The sequence below is a fragment of the Nitratireductor sp. ATLC21 genome, assembly GCF_057196525.1.
Genome location: NZ_JBXUOU010000004.1, coordinates 213019 through 231168 on the forward strand (window position 1 = coordinate 213019; position 18150 = coordinate 231168).

Below are 18150 nucleotides of genomic sequence, written 5' to 3' on the forward strand. Positions count from 1 at the left end.
ATGACAGGCGAAAAACGGGCAGGCGCAGAACGCAAAGTCATCCTCAGAACCGAGGGGCTGACCAAGCATTATGGCGGTGTGCGCGCACTTGAGGATGCCAATTTCGAGCTTCTTGACGGCGAACACGTGGCCATCGTCGGCGACAATGGTGCCGGCAAGTCGACCTTTGTACGTCAGATCACCGGCGTGGAGCGACCGACGTCCGGCAAGATCCTGTTCGACGGGCAGGAAATGGATTTTCAAAGTCCGGTCGATGCCCGCGAGGCAGGTATCGAGGCCGTGTTCCAGAATCTTGCACTCGCCGACGATCTGGACGTGCCCTCCAACATTTTTCTCGGCCGGGAGGAGACCTATTTCAATCTCGGTCCGTTCAGCTTCCTGAACGAGAAGAAAATGCTGCAACGCAGCCAGGAAGCACTCGAAAAAACGGGTGTGAAAATCCCCAACCTGCACAACGCCATCGCCAACATGTCCGGCGGTCAGCGCCAGTGTGTCGCCATCAGCCGCGCTGCGAGCTTCGCTTCGAAGCTGATCCTCATGGACGAGCCCACAGCGGCCCTGGGCGTGCAGGAAACGACGCAGGTGGAAAACATCATTCGCGGCCTGAAGAAACGCGGCATTCCGCTGATCCTCGTCAGCCACAATCTCAGGCAGGTCTTCAACCTCGTCGACAAGATCTGGGTGTTCCGGCGCGGCCGCATCGCCGGCATGCTGGAAGCCGACAAGACGGACGGAAACGAAGTGGTCTCGCTGATCACCGGCGTGCAGTCCGGCGTCCACGAGAACGCCAGCTACATCTGAGACAAAACCTTCAGGAACCCAGACAGAAAGACCCTCTATGACCGTGAACTTCGCGCTTCTTGGTGCCGGGCGCATCGGCAAGGTGCATGCAAAAGCGATCGCCGGCAATGGGGACGCCCGGCTTGTCGCCGTTTCCGATGCCTTTGCGGAGGCAGCGCAGGCCGTCGCGGACACCTATGGCTGCGCGGTGCGCTGCATTGAGGATGTCGAAGCCGACAAGAGCATCGATGCCATCGTCATCTGCACGCCGACCGACACCCATGCGGATTTGATCGAGCGCTTCGCCCGCGCCGGCAAAGCCGTTTTCTGCGAAAAGCCCATCGATCTCGATCTTGCCCGCGTGAAAAAGTGCCTTGGCGTGGTGAAGGAAACGGGTGCCGTGCTCATGGTGGGTTTCAATCGCCGCTTCGACCCGCATTTCGCCGCCGTGCGCGCCGCCATCGACGACGGTCAAATCGGCCCTGTCGAGATGGTGCAGATCACCTCGCGCGACCCCGGTCCGCCGCCCATCAGCTACATAAAGTCATCGGGTGGCATCCTGCGTGACATGACGATCCACGATTTCGACATGGCGCGCTTCCTGCTGGGCGAGGAGCCCGAAACGGTGTTTGCCACCGCCTCCGTGCTGGTCGATCCGGCGATTGGCGAGGCGGGCGATTTCGACAGCGTGTCCGTCATCCTGACCACCGCCTCGGGGCGGCAATGCAGCATCTCCAATTCGCGCCGCGCCACCTATGGCTATGACCAGCGGATCGAGGTGCTGGGTGCGGCGGGCGCGATAGCTGCCGAAAACCAGCGGCCCGTTTCCATCGAGATCGCCAATGCGCAGGGTTTTACCCGCCCGCCGCTGCATGACTTCTTCATGACCCGCTACACGGAAGCCTATGCAGCCGAGATTGCCAGCTTCATCGCCGCCATTGTCGCGGGCAAGCCGGCGTCACCCTCGGGCGAGGACGGTCTGCGCGCGCTGGCACTGGCCGATGCGGCGCTGCTCTCGGTGAAGGAAGGTCGTGCGGTAAAGCTGTCAGAAATCCTCTGACAGGGAGTCAGTTGGCAAGCCAGCGTTCGGACAAGTGGGTTTTTGCTGCGCGCACGCTGGCCTCCAGCCCATCGCCCCGGGCAAGACCCGCAGCGATGGCGCTGGCCAGCATGCAGCCGGTGCCACGCATCGTGCCGGGCAGGCGCGGGCCCTCGAACCGCAGCGGCGGCTCTCCCGCCCGATACAGCGTGTCGGTGGCGCGCCGCCCCTCTGCATGCCCGCCTTTCACGAGCAGCGTCTTCACACCGCCCTCAAGCAGATCGCCCGCCTGCTGATGCTCGTCTTCCTCGCTCCCACCTGAAAGGAGTGTGAGCTCAGGCAGGTTGGGCGTCACGAGGGTGCAAAGCGGCATCAGGCTTTTCCGCATCACGGCAATGGCATCGTCGGAAAGCAGCGCCCGCCCGGATGATGAAGCAAGAACGGGATCGAGAACCACCGGTATCGCCGCATGATCGCGCAGAACCGCAGCAACACGTTCCACGGTCTCGCGGCTACCGAGCATGCCGATCTTGATGGCCGCGACCACGTTGGCCGAAAGGGCGGCGCGCATCTGTGCTTCCACCAGATCGGGCTCGCAGAGCTGGACGCGCTCCACCGCCGTGTGGGTCTGCACCGTTACTGCCGTAAGCGCGAGGCAGGCTTTCACGCCAAAGGCAGCAAGTGTCTCCACATCGCGCGCGATGCCGGCCCCGCCAGACGAGTCCGAACCGGCAATCACCAGCACATGCGCCATGCTCACCGCCATTGCGCGGTGGCTGCCAGCCATTCGCGCGTGCGCGCTTCCGGATCTGGATTCAGCGTGATGTCCGTCACCACGGCAGCACTATCCGCCCCCGCCGCAAACACGCCGGGAAGCCGTTCGGGATTCAGCCCGCCAATCGCCACCAGTGGCACACTGCCCACACGCTTTCGCCAGTCGGCCAGCCGCTCGAGCCCCTGCGGGTTCCATTTCATCTTTTTCAGGATCGTCGGATAGACCGGCCCGAGCGCGACATAGTCCGGCTTCGCGGCGAGTGCCGTGCGCAGTTCCGCCCCGTCATGGGTGCTGATGCCGAGCTTCAGCCCCGCCGCGCGGATCGCATCGAGATCGGCCTCAGCCAGATCTTCCTGGCCCAGATGGATGAAATCGCAATCCGTCTCGATGGCCAGCCGCCAGTGGTCGTTGACGATGAGCTGGCAATCGTGTTCGGCACAAAGGCGCTTTGCCTCGATGATTTCTTCGCAAAGTGCTGCCTCATCCATCTCCTTGATGCGCAACTGCACGAGCTTCACGCCGAGGGGAATGAGCCGGGCGATCCACGCCGCGCTGTCGACAATCAGGTAGAAGGGATCGAGTTTCATTCAAACACCGCCTTGCCGATCACCGGCGTTGAGGGAACAGCCATATTGCGCGGCTCCAGTGGACCGGCCAGAAAGGCCTTTCGACCGGCCTCCACAGCCCCGCCAAAGGCTTCTGCCATCGCCACCGGTTCACCCGCCTTGGCAATAGCCGTGTTGAGCAGCACCGCGTCAAACCCGAGCTCCATCACCATCGCCGCATGGGAGGGGCGCCCAAGGCCCGCATCCACGATGAGCGGCACACCGGAAAATTCTGCCCGCATGGCCAGAAGCGCTTCGGGATTGGCTGGGCCCCGCGCCGAGCCGATGGGCGCACACCAGGGCATCAGCACCCCGCACCCCGCCTCAAGCAACCGCTCCCCCACCACCAGGTCGTCGGTCGTGTAAGGAAAAACCTTGAACCCCTCATCGCTCAGGATGCGCGCGGCCTCCACAAGGCCGAACACATCGGGCTGGAGCGTGTCGTGATGGCCGATCACCTCGAGCTTGATCCAGTCCGTGCCGAAAAGCTCCCGCGCCATCCGCGCCGTCGTCACCGCCTCCTTCACCGAATGGCAGCCCGCCGTGTTGGGCAGAACACGCACACCGAGCTCGCGGATCAGCTCCCAGAACCGGCCGCCCGTGCGGTTGCCCGCCATCTCGCGGCGCAGCGAGACGGTCACGACTTCGCAGCCGCTTGCCTGCACCGCGTCGGCCATGATGGCGGGGGAGGGGTATTGCGCCGTGCCGAGCAGCAGCCTCGATGAAATCTGTTCGCCATAGACTTCCAGCATGTCAGCCTCCCTGCATGGGTGAAAGGATCTCGATCCGGTCCCCGTCTTTCAGCGTGCACCCACTTCGTTCCGCTGCCGGAACAACCTCGCCATTGCGCGCGGTGGCGAGGAAATCGGGCGCGTAGTCCAGTTCATCGAGCAGGGCGGCCAGCGTTGCTGACGTCACCTGCCGCTCTTCGCCATTAACCGTGAGCTTCATCGAACACCTCCACGCGTTCGTTCAGGATGAGGGTGGCCGCCTCGCGCGCCATGGCCGGCGAGAGCAGAAAACCGTGGCGGTAGAACCCGTTCACGCTGATGCCCTCCGGCGTACGCTTCACGCGCGGCAGATTGTCGGGATAGGCGGGCCGCACACCGGCACCTGTCTCCACGATCTTCGCCTCGGCAAAGGCCGGATGCAGGCTGTAGGCCGCGTTGAGCAATTCCATCATCGAGCGGGCGCTGATCGGCCCGGCATCATCGCTCTCGATCATCGTCGCACCCACCATGAAATGGTGATCCGCACGCGGCACGATATAGACCGGTATGCGCGGGTGAAGCAGACGCACCGGGCGCGAAAGGCTGACCTCTTTCGTGCGCAGCAGAAGCATCTCACCCCGCACCCCGCGCAGCCCCGGATCCGCCGCTGCCATGCCGGTGCAATCGGCAACCCTGTCCGCTTCAACCTCCATTTCGCAGACGAAACGAACACCCGCCTTCCTCAACCCCTCGGCAAGCGCCGTCAGCGCCCGCCGTGGATCGAGATGGGCCTCGCCCCGAAAGAAAAGCCCGCGCCGAAACCGAGCTTCAAGATCAGGCTCCAGCGCGGCCACCGCTTCGCCCTCCAGCCATTCATGGCCGGAAGTGCGCGCGGCGAAACGGTCGAGCTCCGCCCGGTCCCGCGCAGGCGCGACAACGAGCGTTCCATTGCGCACCACATGGCCGGGAAGAGCCTCGTGCCACCAGTCTGCCGCGCTCTTGCCGAGCGTGAGCACCGGCTCTTCCGCGCTCTCGCGCTCACACCACGGTGCCAGCATCCCACCCGCCAGCCACGAGGCGCTGCCCGCGGGGCCGGAGCGGGTGTCGCACACCGTCAACCGCACACCCGCCCGCACCAGCTCATGCGCCAGCGTGAGGCCGGCAACGCCCGCCCCACGAACAAGGACATGCATGGATCACTCCCCGGGCTCGACCGCCTTCTCCAGCGGCATGTAGAGCTCGCCGCCCTCACGGAACTTCTCCGCCATCTTGGCCATGCCCTCCTTTTGCGCCTCGGCGCGGATGTCATGCGAGATGCGCATGGAGCAGAATTTCGGCCCGCACATGGAGCAGAAATGCGCCACCTTGTGCGCTTCCTTGGGCAGCGTCTCGTCGTGGAAGTTGCGCGCCGTCTCGGGGTCGAGCGAGAGGTTGAACTGGTCCTCCCAGCGGAACTCGAACCGCGCGCGCGAAAGCGCATCGTCGCGGATCTTCGCTGCCGGATGCCCCTTGGCGAGGTCCGCCGCATGGGCCGCGATCTTGTAGGTGATGACGCCCGTCTTCACATCGTCGCGGTCGGGCAGGCCCAGATGCTCCTTCGGCGTCACATAGCAGAGCATGGCCGTGCCGAACCAGCCGATCATCGCCGCGCCAATGCCGCTGGTGATGTGGTCATAGCCCGGCGCAATGTCGGTCGTGAGCGGCCCAAGCGTATAGAAAGGTGCCTCGCCGCAGACATCGAGCTGTTTGTCCATATTCTCCTTGATCTTGTGCATCGGCACATGGCCGGGGCCCTCGATCATCACCTGGCAGTCTTTCTTCCAGGCGATCTGCGTGAGCTCGCCCAGCGTCTCCAGTTCGGCAAATTGCGCGGCGTCATTGGCATCGGCAATGGAGCCGGGGCGCAGGCCGTCGCCCAGCGAGAACGAAACGTCATAGGCGCGGCAGATGTCGCAGATTTCCTCAAAATGCTCGTAGAGGAAGCTCTCCCTGTGGTGGTGCAGGCACCACTTGGCCATGATCGAGCCGCCGCGCGAGACAATGCCCGTCACGCGGTCGACCGTCAGCGGGATGTAATGCAGCCGCACGCCGGCATGGATGGTGAAATAATCGACGCCCTGCTCGGCCTGCTCGATCAGCGTGTCGCGGAACACCTCCCAGTTCAGATCCTCGGCGATGCCGTTCACCTTTTCCAGCGCCTGATAGATCGGCACGGTGCCGATGGGCACGGGCGAATTGCGGATAATCCATTCGCGGATGTTGTGGATGTTGCGACCCGTGGAAAGGTCCATCACCGTGTCGCCGCCCCAGCGCGTCGCCCACACCATTTTGTCCACCTCCTCGGCCATGGACGAGGTGACGGCGGAATTGCCGATATTGGCGTTGATCTTCACGAGGAAATTGCGGCCGATGATCATCGGCTCGGCTTCCGGGTGGTTGATGTTGGCGGGAATGATCGCACGACCCTTCGCCACCTCGTCGCGCACGAATTCCGGCGTCACGAAATCGGGAATGGCGGCACCAAAGCTCTCGCCATCGCGCACGAGCGCGGCCTTCGCCTGTTCGCGGCCAAGGTTCTCGCGGATGGCGATATATTCCATTTCCGGCGTGATGATGCCGGCCCGCGCATAGGCGAGCTGCGTCACGGCCTTGCCGTCCCTGGCCCGCAGCGGCTGGTGGCGCGTGGGAAACTCCGGCGTCAGCCGGTCGCCGGAAACGAAACCATTGTCCTCCGGCTTCACATGGCGGCCCTCATAGGCCTCCACATCGCCGCGCGCCTTCACCCAGGCCTCGCGAATGCGCGGCAGACCCCTCTCGATCTCGATCAGCGCGTCCGGATCGGAATAGGGGCCGGAGGAATCATAGACCGTCACCGGCGGCTCGCCGGCGCTCGGGTGCACGGCGATCTCGCGCAGGGGCACGCGAATCTCGGGGTGAAGCTTGCCGGGCTTGTAGATCTTGCGCGATGCCGGCAACGGGCCGGTTGTCACTTTCGGAGCAATAGCATCCATGGGTCAGAGCCTCCTCTGCGTGTTTTGCAATGGAGACCCAGTTCGTGCCGAGAGGAGGAAGAGCTCCGGCGATCCGCTATGGATATGGATTTCGGCTCGAAGGAGCCAGCGACCCGCCAGGCATGCACCATCCCTACGCCAGTATGAACTGGATCAGGTTCATCGGGTCACTGCGCTGCATGGAAAACCATGCCCAGCAGAATCTCAGCCCCTTGGCGGGACCCCCCAGGTGAGGCCGCAAGGTGAGTGAAGAGGGGCACTCTTGTCAAGCGCGGTGATGAAGGCGTGTGGAAAGGCGGGGATCAGCAGGGTTGGTATCGCAGCACACCAACCTCGAAGTCTCCTTCTCCCCGCAACCGGGGAGAAGAAGCTGGCCGCAAGCTCGACACCTTGTCAAAATGCTAGGCGCTTGCCTCAACGCGCGCCTTGGCGCCGGAAATGGTCGGCAGGCTTTCGCCGGCGTCGATGCGCTTCAGAAGTTCGACTTCACGCGCCTGCATCTGGATGGCGCGGTCTGCCACCATGTCCACTTCGTCGGGAGACAGGATCAGCACACCGTTTTCATCGGCCAGCACCGCATCGCCCGGATTGACCACCACGCCGCCAACGCTGACGGGGATGTTCATTTCACCCGAAACGCCCAGCAGCTTGGTGGTGATGGGCGAGGGGCCCCGGCACCACATGGGGAAACCGTGACGCTCGAAATCGGCAACGTCTGTCGCCGGCCCGTCCACCACCGCACCGGCGGCCTTCTTGCGGGCCGCCGTGTGGGTAATGACGCCGCCCCAACAGGCGTGGCGTGTGTCGCCGGCACGATCGATGATCACGAAATCGCCGGGCCGGATATGGTCCATCGCGTAATGCAGAAGCGTGCTGTCGGCATGGGGCAGGCGCAGGGTCACCGCCGTTCCGGCGGCCCGCACCCTGGGCAGCATGGAGCGGATGCCCGTGTCGAGGAAGTTTGCGTGCAGAAAGTGGCCGACCGTGGCGGTCTCCACCTGCATCAGCTTGTCGATCTTGGCCTGTGCCAGCTGCTCCGGCATCGAGTTGACCTGGTACATATGCGTATTCCTTATGCGACGACGTGATGGTCTGCGACAGGCATGGAGCGGCGGATCTGCTCGGCATAGCCGGTGTCGATGGTCGCGCTTGCATGGCCGACGCGGTCCGAGCAGTTGGCGATGGTCACGCCCCATGGATCGATGATCAGCGAGTGGCCGAAACACAGCTTTTTGCCTTCGTCATGCCCGAAGATCTGGGCCGATGCGGCCACATAGGACTGGGTCTCGATGGCGCGGGCGCACAGAAGCTGTTCCCAATGGTCCTTGCCGGTCTGCAGCGTGAAAGCGGCGGGCAGCACGATCACCTCGGCGCCCTTGTCACGCAGCTTGCGGAACAGCTCCGGGAAGCGCAGATCGTAGCAGATGGCGCAACCGATTTTCACGCCTTCCAGCTCGTAGACGACCACGTCCTCGCCGCGCTTCATCGTGTCGGATTCCAGATAGCTCTGGCCGCCCGGAACCTTCACGTCGAAGAGATGGATCTTGCGGTAGCGGGCAATCTCCTTGCCCTGCCGGTCGAACACGATGGTCGTGTTGTAGCACTTCTCGCCCGCAGCCTCGGCCATGGAGCCGGCGTGAATGTTCACCTTCAGCTCGGCGGCCAGGGCCGACATGGCGCGGTAGGCTTCGCCATCGGGAAAGGTTTCCGCATGGGCGCGGCGGCTTTCCACGGTCCCGCCCATATAGGTGAAGGTTTCGGGAAGCACGACGAGATCGGACTTGTCCTCGGCAACGGCCTTGCGGATCAAGGCTTCCGCATCGGCAATGTTCTTTGCCTTGTCGTCCTGCGAGTTCATTTGAATGACGGAGATTTTCATGAATTTCCCTTGCTTTGGAGTTTGAGCGGGGCGGCCCTCAGGCCGGCCCCAGGATGAGATTGGGGAGGAAGAGCACCAGCTCGGGCACGAAGGTGATCAGGAGCAGGGCAACGATCAGTGGTATGAGAAAGGGCAGGATCGCCACCGCCACCTTTTCGAACGGCACCTTGCCCACCTCAGCGACGATGTAGAGCGCAATGCCCATGGGCGGTGTGGCAATGCCGATCAGAAGCGCCAGGGTGATGATCAGGCCGAAATGAATCCGGTCGATGCCGAACTGGTCGATGATCGGCAGCAACATCGGCACGAGGATCAGCTTTGCCGGCACACCTTCCACGAAACAGCCGACCAGAAGCAGGAAGCCGAGCAGAAGGAACAGGAAGACCGTGCGCGATTCGGTGAATAGAAGGATCTGGTCCGCCAGTTGCTGCGGGATCTGCTCGATGGCCAGAAGCCAGCCCATCACATGCGAGAAGCCGATGATGATCATGATGACGCTGGTGATGGTCATCGTCTCCGTCAGCGCCTGCCAGAGCATGCGGAAGGAGAAGGTGCGGTAAACGAAGCCGAGCGCGATGGTGTAGACGCAGGCCAGAACGCCGGCTTCCGTGGCTGTGGTGAAACCAGTGAGGATGGCAACGAGGATGATGCCCGGTGCAACCAGCGCGGCGATGCCGTCAATCGCAGAGCGGCCGATCTGCGGCAGGCTCTTGCGTTCCTCGCGCGGAAAGTCCTGCTTCAGCGCGACGAGGTAGTTGAACGCCATCAGCGACATGCCGACGATGAGACCGGGAATGATGCCCGCGAGGAAGAGCCGCGCGACCGACGTGTTGGACAGGAACGCATACACCACAAGGCTGATGGATGGTGGAATGATTGGCCCGACCACAGCGCTTGCAGCCGTGAGGGCCGCCGCGAAGGGTGCTGGATAGCCGCGCTCGCGCATCGCCTTGATCTCGATCGTGCCGAGGCCGGCACAATCGGCCACGGCCGCGCCGGAGACACCGGCAAAGAGCAGCGAGGAGACAACATTCACCTGTGCGAGGCCGGCCCGCATATGGCCGACAAGCGCGGACGCGAAGTTGAAGATGCGATCAGTCATGCCGACGCCGTTCATCAGATTGCCGGCCATGATGAAGAAGGGAATGGCAAGCAGGGACGGGTTGTCGACCCCGTCGAGAACCTGAAGAGGGATGATGTAGAGCGTGTCGGAAAAGCCCGCATAGATAAGCGCGGAGAGCACCGCCAGGCCGATCGCCATGGTGATCGGCACACGCAGGAGGATGAGGGCGACGAAGCCCGCGAAAAGAAGCAAGGTCATGGTTCTACCCGGGTCCTAGATGTCGCCAACATGATGATGTTCAGGCTCCGGATGCCCTCTAAGGGCATGGACGAAGTCGCTGAAGAAATGCAGGGCGATGAGCCCGCAGGAGACAAAGAAGGGGACACTCAGCCAATAGCGCTGGATGCCGACCATCTCGATATTGCCCACCTGACGCTGGATCAGTTCTGGTGCCTCACGCAGGATGATGAGCAGGAGCGCGATGACGGCGATGTCCACCAGCATCCGCCCGGCGCGACGCACCGGTGGCGGGGTCGCGTTCAAGAGAAAGTCGACGGTGATGTCCTTGTTCTGCCGGTAGACGACGAAAAAGCCCAGAAAACTCATCCACACGAAGCAGACGATGCTGATGGGGAAGGCCCAGACCACCCCCTGACCGAGAAATGCACGTGACGCGACATTGAGTGCGGTCACGAGGAGCATGGCGAACAAGGCCGCATTCGCTCCCACAAGAAACAGCCGATCGATAACGGCCAGGATTCGATCCAGGACGGGCATGGAACCTCCCCCATCAATGAAAGTTCAACGGAAACCTATTCGGCGCGCGACGAACGAACCGCGTCAAGGAATCCTTCGGGGAGTTCGCCTTTTTCCTCCATCTCCTGATAGAAGCTCTGCATACGCTCGACGAAATCGGACGTGTCCGGCTCCGTATAGGCCACGTCCTTGGCCTTCATGGCTTCAAGATCGCTGTTCGCCGCGGCAATCATGCGCTTTTCCGACTCTTCGGCCATTTCGGCAAAGGCGTCGAGAACCTGTGCACGCAGCTCATCGGAAAGCGCGTTCCAGCGCTTCGCGTTGGTCATGAAGGCCATGCCCTGCGGATATTCGTCATGACGGATGATATGCGGCGCAACCTCGTAGAACTTCATCGGTTCGACGAGCGCGATCGGGCTGTTCACCGCATCGACGATGCCGCGGCTGATGGATTCGTAGACTTCCGTCCAGGCAAGAGTGCGAACCTCTGCGCCCAGATGGCGCCAGGCGGCCGCGGCCAGCTCATCGGGATGCATGCGCAGGCGCGTGCCCTGCATTTCTTCCAGGTTCGTCCAGGGCTTGTCGGTCACCATCACGCGATAGGGGCCGCGCAGGAAGGCGGTCGGAGAGCCGATCAGCGCGATGCCGGCTTCGTCTTCGATCTGCTTGAACCAGCCCTTCACCAGATCGGTCTGCATGAAGCGGACCCAGTGCTCGCGATCATCAAAGAGGAAAGGGGCAGAGGTGAACTTGATGTCCGGAACCCACTTCTGGAGATAGCTGGTGCCTTCCGGATAGACATTCACGGTACCGATCTGAAGCTGTTCGAGGACCGTGTCGTCCGAACCAAGCTGCTCGTTCGGAAACACCTTGATCTCGACTTCACCGCCGGTCTTCTCGACTACTTTGTCGGCAAAAAACTGGAACAGTTCGCCCTCGATGCTGTCCGGCGGCATCTTGTGCGCCATGCGCCAGGTCTCGGCATGGGCCGAAACCGTGGCGGCGGCACCGATCGCCGTCATCACACCGGCAGCCAGAAGATTGCGTAGAATACGGTTCATTATCCTTCCCCTTGGTTTTTGTGTGTTTATGGGAACAGGATCGGAGAGCCGTCTTAAAAAGTCCAAATGAAAAATATGGCTTCCGGTGATAAATTTTTTCAATCAGGGTTGATCAGATAGTCATCAGGAAAGCGGCTCGAATAGGCAATCGCCTGTTGGCGGGCCATTTCGACGAACTCGTCCCTGAGGGTCTTTCGGGGCGAGGCTTCGGTGATCGCGAAGAACTCCAGGGGTGGAAATTCCACATCTACCTTGATTTCGTGCAGGGTGCCGCTTGCCAATTCCTTCATCACCACCGCGCGCGGCATGGGCGCAATGCCTAGCCCCTCCTCGGCCATCTGGACGATGGTCGCGATGGAATTGGATGAGTGCACATTGACCCGCACCTTGGAGTGCATTTTCAGATAGCGCTCCAGTGTCTTGTAGGGGATCGAGTTCTTGGGAAAGCTGAGGATCGGCATGTCAAGCAGTGTGCCCACAGTCGCTCTGCGAATGGGGAAGGCGGTGGGGCTCGCCACCCAGGCGACCGGGAAAGAGCCGAGCGGCACGAAATCGAGCTTGGGGTCGTTTCCATCCCGCATCGCCAGTCCCACATCCACCGCATGATCCCGCAGCGACTGGATGACATCGGCAGAGGTCGACGACAGCATCTCGATGTTCACACCGGGATATTTTGCCCGGAAGCATTCCATGAGCTGAACGAACCAGGAGCGCAGGATCGTGTCGGTCACACCAACGCGCAGCGAACCGGTCATCTTTCTGTTCTTGTTGACCAGCCATTTCATTTCATTGGTGAGTTCGACCACCATCTCCGCATGCGGAAGAAGGACCCGGCCTTCGCTCGTCAACTGCACCCCGCGTTTGGATCGCTCGAAAAGCTTGGTGCCCAGCTCATTTTCGAGTGCGTTTATACGTGAGGAAATGACGGGCTGGGTGGTGTGCAGAAGATCGGCCACCTTGCGAAAATTCCGCACCTTCGCGAGGTGAATGAAGGTTTCCAGAAATCGCAATTGCACGGAACGCACCTCAAAAGAACAACGGCCCACCACCCTTTCGGGCAGCAGGCCGCATGCTAGTTGATGCTGTGCTCCCGCGCCATAGCACCGAAGTTCACGCCGGTTCGGAAATCTTCGCTGCCAGCTTTTCCAGAAACGCAAGACAGAGAGAAAGCTGTTCGACCTCGACGTATTCATCCGGCTTGTGCGCCTGCCGGATGGAGCCCGGGCCGACGATCACCGAAGGGATGCCGCCAATGGTCTCGAACACGCCTCCCTCCGAACCGTAAGAGACCTTTCCGGACCATTCCGGCATGATGTCGCGGAAGAAGGCGAAGCCCTCGCTCGCCGTGTTGTCGCCCATCGCCGGATAGGCGAAGATTTCTTCCCATTCGATACCGGTTTCGGCGCACTTTTCCTGCATTTTGGGCAGAATTTCCGAATTTGCACGCGTTTTCAGAAATTCCAGTTCGGCCCGTGCGTCGTGAGTGGGTAAGCTACGGATTTCAAAGGTGAAACTGCAAAGATCCGGCGTCACATTGGTGGCGACGCCGCCGGAAATCATGGTTGCCAGCATGGTGGAATGCGGCACGGTGAAATCGTGGTCGAAGGGGCCGTTTTCAGCAATCTCTTCGGCGCGCTCGGCGATCATCGCGATGATGCGCGCGGCATGGTCGATGGCGTTGACATGATCTGGCGCGAAGGAGGAATGGCCGGACGTGCCATGCACATGGCAGCGCATGGCGATCTTGCCTTTCTGGCCGGTCACCAGCTTCATGTCGGTCGGCTCGCCGATGATCGCAAGCATGGGCGGCACGTCGAGCGCGGCCAGCCATTCGGCGATGGCCGGCGCGCCAAGACAGCCCACTTCCTCGTCATGCGAGAAGCACAGCCAGACAGGGCGCTCCAGCTTCACAGCGACAAGCTGCGGCACCATCGCCATGACGCAGGCGGCAAAGCCCTTCATGTCGCAGCTTCCGCGGCCATAGAGCTTTCCGTCGCGCTCGGTCAGGTCGAAGGGGCCGGAGGTCCAGCCCTTTTCCAGCGCCGGCACCACATCGGTGTGACCTGACAGCACGACACCCGGCACGTCGGCCGGGCCGATGCGGGCGATCAGGTTTGCCTTCTCGCCCGTCTCGTCCAGCAAAATGACCGGCTCGATGCCGTATCCCCGCAGGAACGCCGCCATGTGGTCGATGAGCGGCCGGTTCGAGTAGCGGCTCGTCGTATCGAAGGCGACCAGATCCTTCAGGTGGCTCTTGGCATTCTCAAGCAGTGACATGGTGGACTTTTCGGCCTCAGGCATTCTTTGCTGCACGATTCTCTCTGAATTTTTGCCACTCCCGGCGGATCGTCAGGCCGACGAAGAACACGATGAGGCCTGCGAAAATCCAGGAAATGGCGGACTGGAAAAAGACGGACGGATCACCGCGCGAAATGGCCAGCGCGCGGCGCAGATTGTCCTCGAACATCGGCCCCAGAATGAAGGCGATGAGGAACGGTGCCGGGGGGATGTTCAGGAGCAGCATGATGAAGCCTACCACGCCCATGACGAGCAGGACGGTGACATCGAACATGCTGCTGGAAATCGAATAGATGCCGTAGATGCACAGCATCAGAACGACCGGCGTCAAAAGCACCTGCGGAATGGAGGAGATGTGCGAGAAGAAGCGAACCGTGAGCTTGCCGGCGCCGAACAGGAGAACCGAAGAGAACATCATGCCGATGAACAGCATGTAGACTTCGTTCAAATTGTTCTGGAAGAGAAGCGGGCCGGGGGTGAGCCCCTGAATCATGAACGCGCCAAGCATGACGCCGGTGATAACGTCACCGGGAACGCCGAGCGCCAGAAGCGGGATCATGGTCGCGCCGCAGCAGCCATTGTTGGCGGATTCGGACGCGGCGATGCCTTCCAGCTCGCCCTTGCCGAAATTCTCGCTGTTGGGCGAGGAGCGGCGCGCCTCGCCATAGGAGAAGAAGGCGGCGGCTGACGGGCCGATGCCGGGAATGGCGCCCAGAACCACGCCGATGAAGCTGCCGCGAATGATGGATTTCAGCGAGCCGCGGAACTCCGCCAGCGTCAGTCGGTTGTCGCCGAGCTTCATGGCCTGACCGTGGTTTTCATCGCGAAACATGATGAGGCGCAGAAGCTCTGGCAGGGCGAACAGGCCGATCAGAACCGGCGCAACCGAAAGGCCGCTCTTCATGTCTTCGGTCATGGCGAAGCGGAACGAGCCGTACATATCCTCACCGACCGTGGCGAGCAGCAGGCCGAAACAGGCCGACACAACGCCGAGCAGGAGCGAGCCGCCGGAAATGGAGGCGACCATGGTGAGCGCGAAGGCCATCAGCATGAAATATTCCGGCGGACCGACGCGCAGCGCCAGAAGCGCCAGCGGGGCCGCGAGGAAGATCAGCGAGATGTTCGACAGGAAGTCGCCGATGCAGGACGAGATGAGCGCCATGTTGAGCGCCTTGCCGGCCTTGCCCTTCTGGGCGAGCGGCCAGCCATCGAGCACCGTACAGGCGGCCGACGCCGTGCCCGGCGTCTTGATCAGGATCGCCGAAATCGACGCGCCGTAGGTGCTACCCTTGTAGAGCGCGACAAGCAGCAGAATGCTGGTAACGGGCGGCAGATAGAAGGTGAAGGGCAGAGCAAGCGTGACCGCCATTGTGCCGGTCATGCCCGGAATGGCGCCGATGACGACGCCGGCCAGGATGCCCGCGCCCATGGCCAGCACATTGGCGAGCGTGGCGACGGATTCGAATGCGAAAAGAAGATCGTTCCACATGTGTTGAGCGGTCCCGGTGGCGGTCGGTCAGTTGAGGGTGGGGAAGATGCTCCAGCTTCCCGGCGGAAAGGGTGTGTGTGTCACATTGCCGAAGAAGAGCTGCAGGCCGAGCGGCAGAAGAACGGCAAGAGCCAGAACGGCAACCCACCGCCCGGATGCGCCGGCAAGCAGGAAACTGGCAAGCGCCAGAAGCATGGAAGACGCGAGAAAACCCAGCAACGGCACAAGAACGACAAAACCTGCGAATGCGGCGAGCGCCAGCGCGAGCCGGATGAGCCGATTGCGCCATTCAACCGCCGACGCCGGTCCCCGCTCCGGCTCATCGCTCGTTTCGTTCCCGCCGCCAAGCGCCGCGAACGCCATCGCCAGCAGGCCAAGGGCGAGCCCGAGGATCGAGACAGTGCGCGGCCACATGTCCGGCGGCGGCGCGAAGCCCGGAATGAAGGAAGGACGCGGCACATGAACCGGAATCAATGCGAAAAGCACTGTGCCGAAGAACAGGGCTATCAGCAGCCCCCGGAGCATGGCCTTGTTCAACATGCCGCGTCCTCCTTTGTTGTGCTGGCTTACTTCCGGGTTACTTAATGTAGCCGAACTCGCGGGCGAGCCCGTTAAAAAGCTCGTATTGCGACTTGGCATAGGCTGCCATGTCTTCCTTGCCAACGGTGGAGATGGAGCCACGACGCTTGGCGAGCTCCAGCCACTTCTCGTCCTCGGCAACCTTTGCAAGCGCTTCCTGCCAGCGCGTCACGACGTTTTCCGGCAGATCTTTCGGGCCATAGAGCGCGCTCCAGCCGGTGATCTGGCCGGCCTTTTCAAAGCCGAGCTCGGAAGCGGTCGGAACATCCGGCAGAGCATCCATGCGCGAAGGCGCATAGACCATGAGGGCGCGCATCTTGCCGGACTCAATGTGCGGCATCAGCGAACCGGCCGCGATGGCGAGGAAGTCCACATGGCCACCGAGAAGCGCAGTCGCCAGCGCGCCCCCGCCCTTGTAGGGGACGAGGGTTGCTGCCGTCAGCGGGTCGAGCTCGTTGTCGGCCAGAAGCGCCTGAACGGTGAAACCGTCAATGGCGGTCGCGCCCGATGCGCCATAGGTGAGAGCGCCGGGGTTGGCCTTCAGGCCTTCGACCAGCTCTTCGGCGGTCTTATAGGGAGAGTTTTCCGCCACGGCGAGGATCATCGGCGTGGCTTCCAGAGAGCCGAGGAAGGTGTAATCGTCCCAGCCGACCGGCGAGCTTTCCTGCACGGCGGGATATAACGCCATGCCGACGCGGGCGAGCAGCAGCGTGTAGCCATCGGGCGTGCTTTCGGAAACGAAGCGCGCGCCGTTCATGCCGCCATTGCCCGGCTTGTTGACGACGACGACCGGCTGCTGGCCGAGGTAGTCGCGGGCTGTTTCAGCCAGCGCCCGGGCTGCCAGATCGGAAGCGCCGCCAGCACCATAAGGGGCGACGATGGTCACGGCCTTCTCCGGATAGTCGGCATATGCGGTGCCGGAGGCGAGAATGACGGCTGCGGCCGCCAGAACGGTTTTCATCAGAGATTTCATACAAATCCTCCCGGGGAGAGTGAATCCATTCGCCCGAAGGGTTCGAGCGCCGTGAGGTTTTTGCACAGTATGCTTTCTACTGCAAATTATGCCTGTTAGTATTACATTTATGAATACTGACTATTGAGGATACGCAGATGAACCTGAAGCAGCTCGAAGCTTTCGATGCGTTCATGAGCCATGGCTCGGCGACACGGGCAGCGGCCGCGCTCAAGATCAGCCAGCCGATGGTGAGCCGGCTTCTGGGACAACTGGAAGAGACGATCGGCTTTCCGCTGTTTGTCCGCAAACGCAACCAGCTGATGCCGACACATGAGGCGATCCTTTTTCACGCCAATGTCTCACGCTCGCTGACCACGTTTCAGGAACTCGAACGCGAGGCGCGCGCCATCGCCAACCGTCAGGTGGGGCGCATCGTGGTGGCGGCCCAGCCGATCTATGTGGATACGTTTCTGCTCGATGTGGTGGCGCGCTTCAAACAGACACATCCCGACGTGGCGGTGAAGATCGTCGATACGGGACTGGAAGAGCTGCTGCGCATGTTCAACGAGGGGAGCTGCGATCTGGGTGTCGGCATCACGCTCGATGCGAGCCCCTATGGCGCACGCCTGATACCGCTCGGCGCCTGCGAGGCGCGCTGCCTGATCCCGCGCGGACACCGGCTGGCGAGCCGCGACGTTGTGCGCCTGGAGGACCTGCGGCGCGAGGTGTTCGTCGAGCTGGCCATCGGCAGCCCGCTGCGCACGCGCGTGGACTACATGATGCAGACGGCGGGCGCCCAGCGGCGCATTGCCGCCGAAGCGCGCACGTTGCGCGCGGTGCACGGTCTCGTGCGACGCGGCGTGGGCATCGCAATCGTCGACCCGTTCAGCATTCTCCTGCCATCGGGCGATGATGTGATTGAACGACCACTGGAGCCTTCCATTCCCTGGGAAATGGCGATTTTCCACCATGAAGACCGGCCGCTGAGCCGCATCGAGAACGCCTTCATCGAAACGATCAGAGCCGAAATCGGCGAATTGCGAGAAGAGGGTGTTCTTTCGTGATGGTCGCAAGTTCCATAATGCATATTATGCGAGCTACTGTTGAATGGGGTGATCGCAACATTGCATCAAACGTTGCCGTCGCATTC

At 62.0% G+C, this 18150-nt stretch carries 19 protein-coding genes and 1 riboswitch; of the genes, 3 read left to right on the forward strand and 16 right to left on the reverse strand.

Features of this window, described 5'->3' with window-relative positions:
- A complete protein-coding gene (locus AC2CHD_RS18975; RefSeq protein WP_229450824.1) occupies positions 1–801 on the forward strand; it encodes an ATP-binding cassette domain-containing protein in 801 nt (266 codons plus the stop codon).
- Between the two features lie 37 nt (positions 802–838).
- A complete protein-coding gene (gene iolG, locus AC2CHD_RS18980) occupies positions 839–1840 on the forward strand; it encodes an inositol 2-dehydrogenase (protein WP_484554901.1) in 1002 nt (333 codons plus the stop codon).
- 7 nt (positions 1841–1847) lie between these two features.
- Here the strand turns inward: iolG and AC2CHD_RS18985 are convergent, their stop codons facing one another.
- The 16 genes from AC2CHD_RS18985 to AC2CHD_RS19060 all read right to left on the reverse strand — a co-directional run bounded on the left by AC2CHD_RS18985 (position 1848) and on the right by AC2CHD_RS19060 (position 17018).
- Positions 1848–2606: a hydroxymethylpyrimidine/phosphomethylpyrimidine kinase gene (locus AC2CHD_RS18985; protein ID WP_484554902.1), complete on the reverse strand. Its 759-nt coding sequence runs from the start codon at positions 2604–2606 to the stop codon at positions 1848–1850.
- Positions 2576–3181 (reverse strand): thiamine phosphate synthase, encoded by a 606-nt coding sequence (locus AC2CHD_RS18990; protein WP_484554903.1) that lies wholly within the window; start codon positions 3179–3181, stop codon positions 2576–2578. The genes AC2CHD_RS18985 and AC2CHD_RS18990 overlap by 31 nt, the downstream gene beginning before the upstream one ends.
- Positions 3178–3951 (reverse strand): thiazole synthase, encoded by a 774-nt coding sequence (locus AC2CHD_RS18995; RefSeq protein WP_484554904.1) that lies wholly within the window; start codon positions 3949–3951, stop codon positions 3178–3180. The genes AC2CHD_RS18990 and AC2CHD_RS18995 overlap by 4 nt, the downstream gene beginning before the upstream one ends.
- A gap of 1 nt (position 3952) precedes the next feature.
- Positions 3953–4150 carry a sulfur carrier protein ThiS gene (gene thiS / locus AC2CHD_RS19000; protein WP_484554905.1) on the reverse strand — a complete coding sequence of 66 codons (198 nt, stop codon included), beginning with the start codon at positions 4148–4150 and terminating at the stop codon, positions 3953–3955.
- Positions 4134–5102: a glycine oxidase ThiO gene (gene thiO, locus AC2CHD_RS19005; RefSeq protein WP_484554906.1), complete on the reverse strand. Its 969-nt coding sequence runs from the start codon at positions 5100–5102 to the stop codon at positions 4134–4136. The genes thiS and thiO overlap by 17 nt, the downstream gene beginning before the upstream one ends.
- A 3-nt stretch (positions 5103–5105) precedes the next feature.
- A complete protein-coding gene (thiC, locus tag AC2CHD_RS19010) occupies positions 5106–6920 on the reverse strand; it encodes a phosphomethylpyrimidine synthase ThiC (RefSeq protein ID WP_484554907.1) in 1815 nt (604 codons plus the stop codon).
- 112 nt (positions 6921–7032) lie between these two features.
- A riboswitch (TPP riboswitch) is annotated at positions 7033–7158 on the reverse strand.
- A 163-nt stretch (positions 7159–7321) separates the two neighbouring features.
- Positions 7322–7981: an RraA family protein gene (locus AC2CHD_RS19015; RefSeq protein WP_007007227.1), complete on the reverse strand. Its 660-nt coding sequence runs from the start codon at positions 7979–7981 to the stop codon at positions 7322–7324.
- Positions 7982–7992: 11 nt separating this feature from the next.
- Entirely contained in the window at positions 7993–8799 is an 807-nt protein-coding gene (locus AC2CHD_RS19020; RefSeq protein WP_478361433.1) for a carbon-nitrogen hydrolase family protein, read from the reverse strand.
- A 37-nt stretch (positions 8800–8836) separates the two neighbouring features.
- On the reverse strand, positions 8837–10120 hold the full coding sequence (locus AC2CHD_RS19025) for a TRAP transporter large permease (protein ID WP_484554908.1): 1284 nt from the start codon (positions 10118–10120) through the stop codon (positions 8837–8839).
- Positions 10121–10135: 15 nt separating this feature from the next.
- Positions 10136–10639, reverse strand: coding sequence for a TRAP transporter small permease (locus tag AC2CHD_RS19030; protein WP_007007224.1), 504 nt, complete (start codon positions 10637–10639; stop codon positions 10136–10138).
- A gap of 35 nt (positions 10640–10674) precedes the next feature.
- Entirely contained in the window at positions 10675–11679 is a 1005-nt protein-coding gene (locus AC2CHD_RS19035; RefSeq protein WP_229450834.1) for a TRAP transporter substrate-binding protein, read from the reverse strand.
- A 98-nt stretch (positions 11680–11777) separates the two neighbouring features.
- Positions 11778–12695: a LysR family transcriptional regulator gene (locus AC2CHD_RS19040; protein WP_229450835.1), complete on the reverse strand. Its 918-nt coding sequence runs from the start codon at positions 12693–12695 to the stop codon at positions 11778–11780.
- Between the two features lie 94 nt (positions 12696–12789).
- Positions 12790–13980 (reverse strand): acetylornithine deacetylase, encoded by a 1191-nt coding sequence (gene argE, locus AC2CHD_RS19045; RefSeq protein WP_484554909.1) that lies wholly within the window; start codon positions 13978–13980, stop codon positions 12790–12792.
- Positions 13973–15466 carry a tripartite tricarboxylate transporter permease gene (locus tag AC2CHD_RS19050; protein ID WP_007007220.1) on the reverse strand — a complete coding sequence of 498 codons (1494 nt, stop codon included), beginning with the start codon at positions 15464–15466 and terminating at the stop codon, positions 13973–13975. The genes argE and AC2CHD_RS19050 overlap by 8 nt, the downstream gene beginning before the upstream one ends.
- A 27-nt stretch (positions 15467–15493) precedes the next feature.
- Positions 15494–16006, reverse strand: coding sequence for a tripartite tricarboxylate transporter TctB family protein (locus tag AC2CHD_RS19055; RefSeq protein ID WP_484554910.1), 513 nt, complete (start codon positions 16004–16006; stop codon positions 15494–15496).
- Between the two features lie 37 nt (positions 16007–16043).
- A complete protein-coding gene (locus AC2CHD_RS19060) occupies positions 16044–17018 on the reverse strand; it encodes a Bug family tripartite tricarboxylate transporter substrate binding protein (RefSeq protein ID WP_484554911.1) in 975 nt (324 codons plus the stop codon).
- A gap of 137 nt (positions 17019–17155) precedes the next feature.
- On the opposite strand from AC2CHD_RS19060, the gene AC2CHD_RS19065 reads away from it, so the two are divergent.
- Complete coding sequence (locus AC2CHD_RS19065) at positions 17156–18064, forward strand: LysR substrate-binding domain-containing protein (protein ID WP_229450839.1); 909 nt, start codon at positions 17156–17158, stop codon at positions 18062–18064.
- The last annotated feature ends 86 nt before the right edge of the window (positions 18065–18150 follow it).